Origin of the sequence: Leptospira chreensis (assembly GCF_016919165.1) — a bacterium.
Classification (GTDB): Bacteria; Spirochaetota; Leptospiria; order Leptospirales; family Leptospiraceae; genus Leptospira_A; species Leptospira_A chreensis.
On sequence record NZ_JAFFPS010000039.1, the window covers coordinates 77,755 to 92,129 of the forward strand.

Annotated in this window: 16 protein-coding genes; 3 read left to right on the forward strand and 13 right to left on the reverse strand. The window is 37.4% G+C overall.

Going from position 1 to position 14,375, the window contains the following annotated elements:
• Window positions 1-236 precede the first annotated feature (236 nt).
• Window positions 237-746, forward strand: a complete 510-nt coding sequence (locus JWG41_RS12300; protein ID WP_232373969.1) for a DUF1554 domain-containing protein — start codon at window positions 237-239, stop codon at window positions 744-746.
• Between the two features lie 10 nt (window positions 747-756).
• On the opposite strand, the gene JWG41_RS12305 is transcribed toward JWG41_RS12300, so the two are convergent.
• Both JWG41_RS12305 and JWG41_RS12310 read right to left on the reverse strand, forming a co-directional pair.
• Window positions 757-1,512 carry a helix-turn-helix domain-containing protein gene (locus JWG41_RS12305; protein ID WP_205270231.1) on the reverse strand — a complete coding sequence of 252 codons (756 nt, stop codon included), beginning with the start codon at window positions 1,510-1,512 and terminating at the stop codon, window positions 757-759.
• Window positions 1,513-1,592: 80 nt separating this feature from the next.
• Entirely contained in the window at window positions 1,593-2,063 is a 471-nt protein-coding gene (locus tag JWG41_RS12310; protein ID WP_205270232.1) for a PaaI family thioesterase, read from the reverse strand.
• A 526-nt stretch (window positions 2,064-2,589) separates the two neighbouring features.
• On the opposite strand from JWG41_RS12310, the gene JWG41_RS12315 reads away from it, so the two are divergent.
• Both JWG41_RS12315 and JWG41_RS12320 read left to right on the forward strand, forming a co-directional pair.
• The gene (locus JWG41_RS12315; protein ID WP_232373970.1) at window positions 2,590-3,102 is read left to right on the forward strand and encodes a DUF1554 domain-containing protein; all 513 of its coding nucleotides are present in this window, start codon (window positions 2,590-2,592) and stop codon (window positions 3,100-3,102) included.
• 58 nt (window positions 3,103-3,160) lie between these two features.
• Window positions 3,161-4,627, forward strand: a complete 1,467-nt coding sequence (locus tag JWG41_RS12320; protein WP_205270234.1) for a protein adenylyltransferase SelO — start codon at window positions 3,161-3,163, stop codon at window positions 4,625-4,627.
• A gap of 106 nt (window positions 4,628-4,733) precedes the next feature.
• Here the strand turns inward: JWG41_RS12320 and JWG41_RS21165 are convergent, their stop codons facing one another.
• The 11 genes from JWG41_RS21165 to JWG41_RS12365 form a co-directional block, all read right to left on the reverse strand.
• Window positions 4,734-4,856 carry a hypothetical protein gene (locus JWG41_RS21165; protein ID WP_269750435.1) on the reverse strand — a complete coding sequence of 41 codons (123 nt, stop codon included), beginning with the start codon at window positions 4,854-4,856 and terminating at the stop codon, window positions 4,734-4,736.
• 363 nt (window positions 4,857-5,219) lie between these two features.
• A complete protein-coding gene (locus tag JWG41_RS12325; protein ID WP_205270235.1) occupies window positions 5,220-5,795 on the reverse strand; it encodes a hypothetical protein in 576 nt (191 codons plus the stop codon).
• A 15-nt stretch (window positions 5,796-5,810) separates the two neighbouring features.
• Window positions 5,811-6,026 carry a hypothetical protein gene (locus JWG41_RS12330; RefSeq protein ID WP_205270236.1) on the reverse strand — a complete coding sequence of 72 codons (216 nt, stop codon included), beginning with the start codon at window positions 6,024-6,026 and terminating at the stop codon, window positions 5,811-5,813.
• A gap of 48 nt (window positions 6,027-6,074) precedes the next feature.
• Window positions 6,075-6,365, reverse strand: coding sequence for a virulence RhuM family protein (locus JWG41_RS12335; protein WP_205270237.1), 291 nt, complete (start codon window positions 6,363-6,365; stop codon window positions 6,075-6,077).
• A gap of 161 nt (window positions 6,366-6,526) precedes the next feature.
• Window positions 6,527-10,768, reverse strand: coding sequence for an NACHT domain-containing protein (locus JWG41_RS12340; RefSeq protein WP_205270238.1), 4,242 nt, complete (start codon window positions 10,766-10,768; stop codon window positions 6,527-6,529).
• Window positions 10,765-11,682 carry an FRG domain-containing protein gene (locus tag JWG41_RS12345; RefSeq protein ID WP_205270239.1) on the reverse strand — a complete coding sequence of 306 codons (918 nt, stop codon included), beginning with the start codon at window positions 11,680-11,682 and terminating at the stop codon, window positions 10,765-10,767. Before JWG41_RS12345 ends, JWG41_RS12340 begins: the two co-directional genes overlap by 4 nt.
• Window positions 11,683-11,686: 4 nt before the next feature.
• Window positions 11,687-11,809, reverse strand: coding sequence for a hypothetical protein (locus JWG41_RS21170; RefSeq protein ID WP_269750436.1), 123 nt, complete (start codon window positions 11,807-11,809; stop codon window positions 11,687-11,689).
• A gap of 137 nt (window positions 11,810-11,946) precedes the next feature.
• Complete coding sequence (locus JWG41_RS12350) at window positions 11,947-12,327, reverse strand: type II toxin-antitoxin system VapC family toxin (RefSeq protein ID WP_205270240.1); 381 nt, start codon at window positions 12,325-12,327, stop codon at window positions 11,947-11,949.
• Window positions 12,324-12,512, reverse strand: a complete 189-nt coding sequence (locus tag JWG41_RS12355; RefSeq protein WP_205270241.1) for a type II toxin-antitoxin system VapB family antitoxin — start codon at window positions 12,510-12,512, stop codon at window positions 12,324-12,326. The genes JWG41_RS12350 and JWG41_RS12355 overlap by 4 nt, the downstream gene beginning before the upstream one ends.
• 68 nt (window positions 12,513-12,580) lie before the next feature.
• Window positions 12,581-12,874 (reverse strand): GIY-YIG nuclease family protein, encoded by a 294-nt coding sequence (locus tag JWG41_RS12360; protein WP_205270242.1) that lies wholly within the window; start codon window positions 12,872-12,874, stop codon window positions 12,581-12,583.
• Window positions 12,875-13,306: 432 nt separating this feature from the next.
• Window positions 13,307-14,329, reverse strand: a complete 1,023-nt coding sequence (locus tag JWG41_RS12365; RefSeq protein WP_002972591.1) for a rod shape-determining protein — start codon at window positions 14,327-14,329, stop codon at window positions 13,307-13,309.
• Window positions 14,330-14,375: the final 46 nt, after the last annotated feature.

A 14,375-nucleotide genomic window follows, 5' to 3' on the forward strand; every position in this document is an offset into this window, starting at 1 on the left:
CCCGTCCCAGGAGGACAAGAGAATCCCAAATATGCTAACATAGAAATGTAATCGTTTAATTTATGAGAATCAATGTTGGATTGTATTGTCTCTGTTTTTTGTATTTTCTTAACTGCAAACCTGCAGATTTGTGCAATCCTGCTGACCTTACAAGTAGATGCGGAATCTTACAATTGGCCATGCAAAAGCCGAATTCCTCAAATTCGCTAAGCAATCCTCACTGTTCCCCGTGTAAAATGTTCGTTACGGCAACAACTTATAATGCCAATTTAGGAGGTATTATAGGTGCAGATAACAAATGTTCATTGGATGCCAACAAACCTGTCTCTGGTATTTATAAAGCTTTGATTGTGGATAATGTCAATCGTAGAGCTTGTACCAGTGTTAATTGCACTTCTGGCGGAGTTACGGAACAAATCGATTGGGTATTGGCACCAAATACGAGCTATGTGCAGGCTTTAAATTCCTCTACTATTATTTTCATATCCGATGGAAATGGAGTATATAACAATAACTTAGCGAGTTTGATTTCGGCTGGGGCGGGAATCTGGACAGGAATCAAAAACGATCCCTCTTGGGATTGGCAGACTGATATAACACATACATGTTCGTCTTGGGTGGATAGCGTTTCAACAGGTTGCGGGTCCTATGGAATTACAAGTTGGACTGATAGTCGTTCAATCGCAATCACGTCCGTTAAAGCAGATGGAAATACTCTAAAAAGTTTACTCTGCGTGGAGCAATAGTTTATGTTTTTTAAAGAGCTTTTAGCATCTTATCGATCTCTTCGTTTTGGATATACCAGCGAATTGATTCTCCCTTTTTAAATACAACGGAAGGCGAAATTCCGAAGATTTCTCGAAACATATTGGTAAAGTGGGCTTGGTCGTAAAAGCCTGCACTCAAGGCCGCGTCGGCGAAGGTGGCACCTTGTTTGAGTGCAATCACTGCCGTTTTGATTCGAAACCACTTACGAAAAGCACGAATGGGAAGACCAACTACATTTTTAAATTCGTGTTGTAACCAAGACTCAGACATTCCGATCTCATGGGCAAGCGCTTCCACATTTACGGTTTCTTCTGGGCTTTCGATGAGTCTTCGTAAAACATGGATTAAACGATTATCATCTTGTATTTTTTTTGCAGGTGTTAGTTGGTTAAATGGAAAGGAACTAGTTAGAATATCGGGATATTGTTCTGGGTTTGCCGTCTGAATTTCAAAACAAGTGGCAATTAATTCCGGAGCCCAATTGGGATTGGAGGAAAGTCCCTCGGGACCTGCTTCCTTTGTTAGAATTTCTCCGATTTCACTTCCAGGATCCGCAAACAAAATTCCGACAGGTCCATTCAGAATCGTCTCGTGACTCAATCTTCCATCAAAAGCAAAACAACGAGAACTCATCCACTCTCGGTTTCCTTTGACACGTTTTTTGATTTCCGTACTAAGGCCTACGACCGTTGCAGAAGTAACGGTAGAATGAAACGCAAGATACGGCAATTGTCCGACGAACAACACCGCACCTCGAAGGGCACAGATTACGTTCTGCATCTGCTTATGTTAAATGAAAAACCTAACAAACGCAATCGAAAAAATCAACGCGGTTCTGCGATTGCATATTTATATTTTGCTTGTGCCGTCCTTTTATTTTCTTCGTTAAAAAAATCGCAGATGTATTCCAAAAGTTTTCCTTTCTTTTGAACGAGTCTTGCTTTGGCGCGAACGGTTTCCGTCCTTACTGGTCGTAGGTATCGAATCGACGCATCCATCGTAAAGGTCCTTTCCTTTTGATTTTCCACATGGAAGAAGGCCATAAGGGAAGTGAGTGTATCACCCACACTAAAGAAACAACCTCCATGCATAAATCCATGAAGAGCTCTGTTGCTCTGAGAGTAGGGAATGTCGGCTTCGGAAATTTCTCTGCTGAGATTCAATACTTTCATATTCGTTGCCCCCGGATGGCATTGGTCGATCAGATTCTGAGCCTGTTCCACCAAAGAACAGTTTTCCTTTAATGTAAAAAGGTCCATTGGTACATTATGGTATAATAATTCTAAAACGGTCATCTTCCCCCCATTTGTTTTTTATAAGGGGAAGAGTAACATGATGCTAGATTCGGGTCTTGGAAAAACCGGCAAATGTCTGCGCATTGATTCCGAAAATCTTAACTTTGTTTGGGTTGTCTGATTAGGATTGGGAATGTAATAGATTGGAATTAATTTATTTCCGAACTTTGCGCGGTTCCTGTTTTTTGATTGTCTCTGTGTTGCTTAGACAGGAGAATCAAAAAGTGGCAAAATTTGCCACTGAAATTGGTAAGTATGACATCAAAAGCTAAGTTATTTTCCTCCGGATTCCCGTCCCAGGAGGACAAGAAAATCTGAAGTATGCTAACATGGAAATCAAATCGTTAAAGTTATGAGAATTAGCATAGGAATTTTTTGTCTCTGTCTTTTCTGCTTTCTTAACTGCAAACCTGCGGATCTTTGCAATTCTGCAGATACTTCCAGTAGATGCGGAATCTTACAATTGGTTTTGCAAAAGCCAACTCCATCAAATTCTCCAGGTGTTCCTCATTGTTCCCCTTGTAAAATGTTCGTTACGGCAACTACCTATAATGCCAGTCTGGGAGGGATCATAGGGGCAGATAACAAATGTACGTCGGATGCCAACAAACCTCCCTCTGGAACTTATAAGGCACTACTTGTGGATGATGCCAATCGCAGAGCTTGTACCAGTACAAATTGCACTTCTGGTGGAGTTACGGAACATATTGATTGGGTATTGGCGCCAAATACGAGCTATGTGCAGTCTTCAAGTCCATCCACTATTATTTTCATATCCGATGTCAATGGGGTATATAACAATAACTTAACGAATTTAATATCAGTGACTGCGGCAGGAATCTGGACAGGTATCAGAAACAATCCATCTTGGGATTGGCTGACTGATACATCACATACATGTTCTTTTTGGACCGATAGCGTCTCAGCAAATTGCGGAACCTATGGGGTAACAAGTTGGACTGATAGCCGTTCGATTGCGATCACATCAGCATTCGGAAACGGAGGTACTCTCAACAATTTACTCTGCGTGGAGCAGTAGAAGGAGCATTTGAGAGAAAATCAAAAGCACAACCAATGACAAGGGTGGTCTAACTTATATGCCTGCTCTTTCCTTTCCTTCGCATCCCGCTACGGAAACAACCTATACTTCCTTACCCAATTCATTTTTCCAATCCATCAAACCCACTCCCGTTTCTTCTCCTAAAGTTTTATTTTGGAACGATGTTTTAGCTTCTGAGTTTCAATTTTCGCATTGGAAAAAACAGGATGAAGCCACGGCTCATTTTTTTTCTGGGACAAATCTTCCGGAAGGCATTCAACCGTTTGCACAAGCCTATGCCGGCCATCAGTTTGGACACTTTACAGTGTTAGGTGATGGCCGAACGATTGTGATGGGCGAATTCAAAAACCGAAGTGGAGAACGATTTGATTTCCAATGGAAAGGTTCAGGAAGGACCAAGTATTCAAGAAATGGCGATGGTCGTGCCACTCTCAGCGCTATGGTGCGAGAGTATATCATGAGCGAGGCGATGGCTGGCTTAAATATTCCAACAACTCGAAGTTTGGCGGTTGTCAAATCAGGAGAGGCTGTTTTACGAGAAGAAGCTCAAGAAGGTGCCGTTTTGACTCGGGTGGCAAAAAGCCATATTCGAGTGGGGACATTTGAATATGCGTACCAAACTTTATCCTTGGAAGAACTGGAATCATTATTTCAATACACTGCCAATCGGCATGCTCCAGAAGTTTTGCAAGCAGACAATCCCGCACTTGCATTTTTGGATTTTGTGATGAAACGCCAAGTAACCCTTATCACAAATTGGATGCGGGTTGGATTTATTCATGGTGTGATGAATACCGACAATATGAGTATTTGCGGAGAAACCATTGACTATGGTCCCTGTGCCTTTATGAATGGATTCTCCGCAAAACGTGTGTTTAGTTCCATTGATGCCAATGGGCGTTATGCATTTTCCAATCAAGTGGGGATTGCCCAGTGGAATCTTGCTTGTTTAACCAATTCCCTTCTTCCTCTCATAGACTCGAATCAGGAGACCGCAATCGAATTGGCAAAATCCAAGTTAACAGAAATGGAAACATGGTTCCAAATTAGTTACTTTCGTATGTTAGGTGAAAAAATCGGATTTCCCAACTTAACTGAAAAGGAATTACCATTAGTCCAGAGCCTTTACCAATGGATGCAAGACACGGAAGCCGATTTTACCAATACATTTCTTGTATTGGAAGGAATATATAAACCAAAGGATTCAATTTATGACGATACACGATGGAAAGATTGGGTTCAAGGTTGGAGGGAGGAAAAAAAGAAACAAGGGATTCGCGATGAGGATTCCATAACTCTCATGCAAAAATCCAATCCAAGTTTGGTTCCCAGAAATCATCTTGTGGAAATTGCACTCGCGAATGCAAACCAAGGTCTCACAAGTGTGGCCGAACAACTCATCGAAAGGAGTTTGTCTCCCTATAAGCGGGAATTAGGCTATGATTACTCAGAAGAAGTCCCATCTGGTGGAGATGGAACTTATCGAACGTTTTGTGGCACTTAGTAATCGTTAACTGAATTTAAAACAGATCGAATACACGACCGGGCTTTAAGTCCCAATCGTTTCTTTCATCAAACACGAGATCAATCAGTAAAATTCTGAAATAGACCTACTTCTTCGTAGGAACCTGCTTTGCGGCAGCGGCTGCATCTTTTTTCCCTTTGTCAATAGCGCTCTTTGCGTTTTTCTGCGATGTCTGCTTGGTTTTCGTTTTCGGATTTTTGTCGCCCATTTGGTCTCCTGACTCATTGGTCCGGGGCTTGCTGGGCCACGTTGTAGTTACAGTCGAGAGGAAATCATCGATTGCATCGATTGTAAACAAGAAAACATAATTGTGACGCTTGTCGTCAGCTGAATGATTGAGGCGGGCGTTGGCTTTATGAAAATGGAAAAATCTGAGGCTTTGGCACTGCGAAACACATCTTTTGCGAATGTGTTTCCTTTTAATGGGCACCTCGCAATTAAAAGTTTGTGACTGAATTGTTTCTGTAAGCGACCGGGCTTTCCGTTCCAATCTTTTCGCAGTCGCGAAAAGGATTTCCACTGCAATCCCTGGTGCGGGGAGGGGATTTATTCAAATTTAATTAGAAAGAGTTTAGTCTCCCGTAATTGAGTGATCCTTTTCACTTAGAAATTCTTTATTTGGATTTGTACTTAGAGCAACAATCACCAATTCTAAAATTTGTGAATTCAGTTGTCTGTATTGAAAATTATACATGATTAAATCTCTAAAAATTCCATACCTAGGATTAGAATCGTTGATTCTTTTTCTCTCATCAAATACTAGATTGATGAGTAATGTGTAGGAGAACGATTCATTAAGAAATTTAATATTTGGAAAACGTATTAGAAGATCATCTTCGATGTGTTTTTTCAATTGGATAGGTTTTCTTCTGAAAACCCAATAAGAAGTGTAGGCCGCTACTTTTTGAGGTTGGGCTTTTTCAATATTATGGAAATCTTTTAGTCGAACTAAATCAGCAAAATAATCAATGACTGCTTCTTCGATCAGTTCGTCGCTTACGAAAAAAATATCCTCAAAGGTGATATTATGATCTAGACAAATACGTTTTAGAAAATCGATTGCTCTATCACGTATAAAAACAAATCTATTTAATATTTTCTCTTCGCCGAAATTTTCGATTAAATATTCATAGTCTGCTTCAGACATGCAAGGATATCAGTTTTATTTTTTATTGATTAAATGAGCAAAATCATCAGACTCAAGGTAGGCTTTATAATTGTCTGATGCCTTTTCTAGAGGATAATCTTCCGATTTATTTGGAAGTGTATTCTTTTTGATGACCCCAGATTTGATCCTATGGATAAATCGTTCCCCTGCTTTTACAGACTCAGGACTTGCATCTTTAAGAATATCAGTCATATTGTAATTATTTGACAAAGTAGCCTTCTCTCAAGCACTTAAAATATTTTGTCTTTCCCCTAGATTTCAAATGATAGAATGCCTTGATTTAAAAGTACAGCAAAAATGAGACATAGTTTGGGTTTTTTCTGGAATGGCGCCGTGGGGAGTGGTTGTTCGGAATTTCCGAACAACCACTTTCTCATCCAATTCGCCTTCCTCGAATACATTCTTGATATGTTCACTGATGGTAGATTTGGATTTTTGAAAGAGTTCACAAATCTGTGCTTGGGTCAACCAAACAGTCTCATCCTCAAGACGAACATCAATCTGTATATCTCCTGTTTGGTTTTGATAAATTAAGAATTCGCTATTCATTGTATTTATTCCTTTTCTGAAAGTCCATTTGTAATCCTTATTTTATCCAAAATCAATATTTTCACCTTCTGTAACAACGACAAAGGATTTAATTTGGTTTTTCGCTCCTTCTGCTAGACAGTGGAGAAAATATATCTTTTGTTAACCTTTATCTAATCCAATCAAGCCAACTCTATAATTCTTTCCAGCTCCATAGGTTTATAATTTCTTTCGTTGTATGAACTTTCGATTTCATACTTAACCTGTTTCATAAAAGTATGACCGTTTTGAATCATTCTGTCAATAGATTGCAAAATTTTGTCCAGGTCAATATCCGAATTTATCGAATAACTCATTTCTTTATATGATGCGATAACAAAATCAAGAATAGTTCTTCGCCTTTCATTAGGAGGATCTTTTTCTCTTGCATAAATAAATAGTTTCTCTATAAGTACGAGATCGTTTATATCATTTGAATAAATTTTGCTTCTTTCTGAATATCTAACAAACCTAGAAGACATCGGATTTGAATCATTTGACAATAAATAATCCACATACCATTGGAAAACGTCACCGCCACTACGATGGATTCTTAAAAAGTATTCGGCAAAAATTTTCTTTTTTAAAATCTTTTTTTCTTTATTAAAGGATACCAATAATGCATTTGATAAATGGTTATAAATGCCATCAATGTTTGAAAAATGTTCAGATCCATAAATATAGAACGAAGCAGCAAAGTTATGCATGAGTTCTAGCTGATCTTCATCGACAACTAATGCATCGCTAATCCATTCTACCTCCAAATCCAAAGGTGAAAAACCGAGCTGGTAGGCGCAATCAAGTATAGTAGGATAGTATTCTTCGGTAATGTGCTCTCTTAAATATTGGGTAATTTTATGCTTTAAAACTTTTTGGAAACCTGGGAAAAGTGAATCTATATGTTTTGAAATATATCCAGTGATTCCAATCATCACTCTTGAGTTTTTTATACCTGCCTCAAAGTTTTCAATTATAAACTTCAAAATGTCTAGACGATCAGGAAGAACTTTACCTAGATAATCTATGGAAAATGAATCATAGTTGACAATAATTGCTCCGTGCATTTGGTTCGGAAAACCCGAGAAGGCAAGTCCGAGGAATTTTTTACCAAACTCTCTTTTGATCTCGGATTTTATCCATTCAGGGTTCAATTTTCTTAATAAATAAGATAATGTGCGGTGAACATTTTTAAGCGGACTAGTGACATTGTTTAATGGAAAGCGCTCTACAACCAGTCTCACCCAATCAATTACTTGATCTATTTCCACTTGCGAAAATTGATTGATGTCAATTGATTTCACCGAACAGTATTGAATTAAAAAATCCATAAAACTTAAATCCCAATCCATGGAATCTAAGATGGAAATAAGTTTATTACGTTCGATGCTTTCTTCATTATCTGTTGTCGAATAGCGAAGTAAAAATAAAACAAATTGATTGATATTTTCAAATTCAAGCTCTTTCTTATAATCCCATAACTTTCCCCTTTGAATTTCTTCTGTCTTTAGTATTTCGAAAATCGATGAAATTTCTTTTTTGATCTCGTTCAAATTGAATGCAATTTTGTAATCGAGTTTTTCTTTTTCTTGTCTAGATTGGTGTGCTTTTTTGGATTCTGAAATTTTAATTTGATCCAGGGCTATTTCTTCTATGAGTTCTGGAGGCGCATTTAATTTAATATAAGAATAAATTTCATGATTGGTATTAAATCCGTAAATTACTGATTTGTAAAGTTGAAAGAGCCTTTCATTATTCTTGATCAAAAATAACTCTTGGAATAAATCATAATCATTTTCAGTTCTAATCATAGTTTGAATTAATTCTGAGAATAACCATACATTTAGATTTGAATGGGGTGCTTTGTTTATAATTTCTTGTAGAAACTGGAAGACGTTCGCTGTCCTTTGAAATTTTTTTACAATTTTGAGAACTGGATTGATATGGATTTCATTGGCACTCTCAAAAATCCAATCCATTAAGAAAATTTTATTTTCTTCCTTTATTTGGAACGAATCTAACTCAAATTCCAAACGTTTTAAAAGGTGTTTAAGATACTCTTCTAATTCATCTGAATTAATGTATTTAGTAAAATATTCATTATAGCTATTTCTTAAATGTCTCAATATTACCCAGAGAGAGTCATGAATTTTCTCTGTCATTTTCTCTGAAAGAATAAGAAAATTTTCCCAAGATGAAACTTTGACATAATCTAAACTAAAATCGTCATCTATTTGAGTAGGTGAGTATCTTGCAACTTGATGGATTTCACTCATTTTTTTTCTTAAAATATAATTTAATAATTCTAGGTATTGTTCTATGTTTATTTCGAAATTCGAATGAATGAGAATCTTGCAAAAATTATCGAAGATCGTATCGCTGTTTCGCAATTCAAAAAGTTTTGTTTTTATTTTTTGGTAATCATCTTCATTGGAAAATTCCCAATATTTGAATTTTGAAACAACACTTAGAATATATTCCACTTTTTCTTGGTTTTTATTATTGATTTTCGAATCCAATAAATTCCATAAAACAGATTTTATTTTAGATTCTTGTTGCTCGGAGAGTACATTGCTATGTTTATACAAGAGACTTTGTAATACGATTGAATAGTAGAAGAATTCATCCGAATTAATTGTGAATTCAAGTTGTTCAACTAGGAATTGAATGTTTTCGTTCCTCGCATCCCCATTTAAGCAAAAATTTTCCAGGTTGGATGGAATATTCCATACACTTCCAGATTTAGCTTCTTGGCTTACTGTTGATTTGAAAATTTTTAAATTTATATCTTTTGTAATTTTATCTGGCTCGATTTGGAGCAATTTTCTTGCATTGCCTTCACCTAGCAAAGACCAATCTAAAATCTCTTCAAATTTAGAATAATTTGTTTCAGTGTTGAAAAGATTCAATAGAAAGCCGAAGGTATTCGTCATAAAGGGAAGGATTTGATTTCCGCGTGCAATCAGTTTTTTCACTATTTCGATTGGTTGTCGGCTTAACTTTTTGGCGGCTAAATATTCCTGTAGATTTTTATGAGAAAATTCAAAGGTTGATGGAAAGTTTGGCAGTGAAAGGAATTTATCGATTTCTTCGATTCTTATTTTAGTCTTTTGGCTTAGAGTCATATATAATGCGAGTGACTCTAAAGAATTCTGAATTTCTGTGAAATTTTCCTGTTTACGAAATACTTTACGGACCTCGTTTTCAATTAAAAATTCAAAGAGTTGAATGATACTATTTGCTGGATTTTCTTTCTGTTCAAAAAAATCCAATAATTTGCTTATATAGAAAATATTATCTTTGAATGAAATAAAGATTGGATCTCTTGTAAAAAGTTCTCTTTTCGAGGTTGTTATCCTTCGAGTATCCAAGAGATATTGTATATCTTCGTTGTCTAATGATTGCAAGTATATAAACTTTACGTCTTGCCAATCATTATTAGTGAATTGAGACAAATCATAAGTATTTTCTCTTACGCTGAGTATTACTTTGCGAATATAAGGTGATTGAATTGTGATTTGATTGATTTCTTTTAGAAGCGCAGATCGATCGGTTTCTGATACTTCATCGAATCCATCAAGGAGCAACAAGGCATCTTTTACTTGGTAAGCACCACTCGCTGCCATACCCGTTTCTATCATATCCATTAAATTTCCAACTGAATAATCGCGTAATGCTACGAAGACTGGCGGAATATTAATTTCTGATAATCGTTTGAGAATTGCCTGGCGTAAAGATTGAAGGCTATATGTTTTTCCATATCCAGCACGTGCTTCGAGTATTGTAAATTGAGGAAGATTTGAAGAATATTCTACTAATGTATAGTTGATGATTTCTCTCGTTTTAGAATTAATTTCATAAACGTTTCTTTGTATGTATGTTGCAATTTCATTAGCAGTTAAATTGAATTGGTTATATCTTTGAAGATAATCTATTGTAATTGCATTTTCTATAGATGGAAGATCTAGAATAGATCCTAACTCTTTGTTTTTATTGATTAATTTAACTAAATTCTCTAAATCATAGATTTCAACCCTTAGCTTTTCATTGTCGTAGATTTTGGATTCTTTAACTCTTTGCGGAATAGGTTGATTGGTAAAAAATCGTAAGAAAGTGTATCTAGTTAAGTTTGTTTTTTCAATTTCCTCCTTTAATTTCCTTTTCCATTGTTTATTGATTGAGAATGCGTATTTTATTTTACCTTCTTCGTATTCAGACCATCCGTCAATTCCACCATCTCCACCAGAATCTAAACCTGTTGCTGGTAAATATTTTGAATCAATTTCTTTGCGAATGACTTCCGAACATAGACTCTCAAATAGTGTCTCGCCATTTTTTCTTTCATTTAAAGTTTCTAAGGAGTATCGTATTAATAATTCAATGTTCATAATGTATCCATTGCATCAAGAGAAGGATCGATAAACAGACTGATAGGTCTTTCTTTTTTTAAAATATTTGTCCAATGCTTCTTATCCGCTATTTTTTTTGTAATTCTTTCACCATCGGCCGGATATAAACTTCCATGATCAATGAAATGATGGTGGCAGTATTTAAGTAACATTGGTGCAGAATTTTTATCCATTGTTAATTTGAACAGATTTGTTTCATCACATAGAGTATCTATAGTATCGAAATTGAAGCTATCAGGATTATCTATAAATTGAACTATTGATGAAAATTCACCGAACTGTGCATTAAAATTCTTTTCGGAAGATAATGGATTGTGAATTTTGATTCTATTATTTATAATTGGTTTCGATACATAAATCCAAACGGCCAACTTTTTTGTATTTGCTAATCTATGGTCTTGTCGTATGTGAGAGATCGCAGCAAAGAAAGCAGCAATAAAAGGATGTTTTGACCAATCTAAAAGAGATGTACTAATTCCTCTGTGTTGAACAACAGCAGAAAATGGTAGATACTCTCCTGATGGCCAAATAATTTTTCTGGAGGAATCTCTAAAAATATCATTCAATTTTTCGCTTTCAAAAAAAGTTTCTAAGTCAATCGTCGGTAGACCTTCCGGCATATCTTTTCGAAATGAAAAATCACCTATATACTTCTTCAGATCTTCAAACTCATTTTTAATACAGACTTTATAATTATTGAAATTCTGAAAATTACCGTTTTTAATAAATTCGCGCATAGCCGATGGTATCAGTCTCCAATCCGCATCTGATTGCCCTCTATATAAAATATTTTCGCAAACATCTAGCGGAAAATTTTTCTTCAAAGGATTTCTTGGATCAAGATATTCCCAAAATTCTTCCACATATGTACAATTTATTTCAGTAAACGACACTTAATTACTCTATTCTAAATTCAAATAAACTCTTATCCGCCCCTTCCACAATCTCTTCCTCATTAAACCAATAAAGTGCACCACTATGGTCTGTTAGTTCTTTTAATTTGATTAAATTTTGATTCATAAAAATGCCAAAGCTCGTATTTCTTATCCTATAACAATATTAGTGTACCATAAACCTAGGACAATTTACAAAGTCTAACGAGGATTCGATTGGGGAAAAGGAGAAAATACTGGTAAGTCGCAGTAATATTTTTGATTCTAGTTCCCAGAATAAACCAAATTGGATTGTTTACAAATTTGATTGAGACTTTTATCTTTTGTCCAGATTTTTACTTTTTCAGCCTTTGCTGAAGCATACAGATTGATATCGATGATGGAAAGCCCGCGCCCATACAGTTTTTCAGCCTCGATCAATCGAAAGACAAAGGATTCTGCTATTGTAGGAATAATGGTAAGTTTGTTTAGCGAATCAAAAAAGAGATCTCTATTTTTAAAAGAGCCTGTCCGAAGTTCCCCTTCGATCCAAGAATGAGTGCAGACTAAGTTTTCTTCTAATAGGTTTTGTAATTTTGATACAGTGGGACTGCCGTGTAAATAATCGATCCAGATGCTTGTATCAATTAAAATGAGATCACTCAATTTCTTTTTCTCGGTGCGACGTTTGCTTTTTTATCGGAACCAAAAAGTCGGATGAGTTGTTTACGTGATGCTTCTTTGATTAAGGTTTCTAAAGCTAAATGAACTAATTTTGTTTTCTCCTGAATCCCTGTATATTTTGCCGCTTGTTCCATTAATTCGTCAGAAAGATTGATCGTCGTTTTCATAGAATTTAGTATGGATCATTGATACATACATGTCAATCGATTCTAGAATCCATGTAATAAGCCAAGCTCTAACTTTGATCGGAAATCCATATTTTTTTTGCCTGAATTTTAAGTTCATTGAAGTCTTGACGCATCAGTGACTCTTTTTTCTTCCGGGACCAACCTTGTATTTGTTTTTCTCGGTAAAAAGCCTGATCGATTCTAGTGTATTCTTCGAAATAAATTAATTTTACAGGCAATCGTTTCTTTGTGAAATTGGCACCCTTACCGCTTTGATGTTGCCGAAGTCTTCGTTCCAAATATTTCGTACTGCCAGTGTAATACGAACCATCGGAACAAATTAATATATACATATAACCCATATGCCAGTCGTTTCGATACGCTTCGCTACTCAACGACCGAAACGACGACTCCGACCAACCAAGTCGAGCATTGAGTAGGGCCGAAGGCCGTATCGAAATGCGGAATTCTCCTCACCAAATAAGGTAAAAATAAAACATTCTGGTTCTATATTCCCTAAAATAATCACCAACCAATCCCCGCGCCCCGGATCGACTGAGCGCCCTCGTCGAAGGAGAGCCGGAGATGTGCGCCCAAAAAAAAAGGAACCATCACTCTGGTTCCCTTTACGATTTAAAATGGAATATTTTAAATTTAAGTCGTCTCGCTCGTTTCGCGTTTCGATACGCTTCGCTACTCAACGACCGAAACGACGGCGATAATGGATCATCAACGACAACTCCGACAATCTAAGTCGAGCATTGAGTAGGCCGAAGGCCGTATCGAAATGCGACCTACCGGATTCCCGGCTTAATGTATTTCAACTCATCCAGATATCTTCCCGTTCCGAGTACCACACAAGTCAGTGGGTTTTCGGCACGGAAGACCGGAACTCCAGTTTCTTTGGTGAGGTAGTGTTCGAGACCACGAAGGAGGCAACCACCACCTGTAAGAACGATTCCTCGTTCTACGATGTCGGCTGCAAGTTCCGGAGGAGTGCGTTCCAATACGGATTTGATTCCGTCTAGGATTTCGTCTGTTGGTTCTTTGAGAGCTTTACGGATTTCGTTAGAATCTAGTTCGAGTGTGCGTGGAAGACCAGAGATCGCATCACGGCCTTTGACTTCCATCGTGTCCACGCGTTTGTCTGCGAAGGCATTACCGATGGTCAGTTTGATATCCTCGGCAGTTCTTTCTCCGACGACTAAGTTGTATTGGTTACGGAGGTATTTGACAATGGCTTCATCAAATTCGTCTCCCCCAGTTCGGATGGACTCAGCGATCACCATACCACCAAGAGAGATCACAGCGATTTCTGTGGTTCCCCCACCGATATCAACGATCATGTTTCCGGCTGGTTCATGGATGGGGATGTTCGCGCCAATGGCTGCGGCAAGAGCTTCTTCGATGAGGAAGATTTCGCGAGCACCCGCTTGTTCTGCGGACTCCCGAACGGCACGTCTTTCTACTTCGGTAATTCCAGAAGGAACTCCGATGACGATGCGCGGTTTTACAAATGTAGTGCGGTTGTGAACTTTAGCGATGAAGTAACGAATCATCTTTTCTACAGTTTCGAAGTCGGCGATGACCCCGTCTTTCATGGGGCGAATGGCAACGATGTCACCAGGAGTTCTTCCTAGCATTCGTTTGGCTTCTTGGCCAACGGCAAGGACCCGACCCGTAGAGGCCTGGACTGCCACGACCGACGGTTCTGATAGGACGATTCCTTGTCCTTTCACATGCACGAGGGTGTTCGCGGTTCCCAAATCGATTCCCATATCGTTCGAGAAAAGTCCGTAGAGGTTATCAAATATCATATCAGATCCTGGTAAAAGAAGTACGAAGGGGGGAATTTACGGTGGG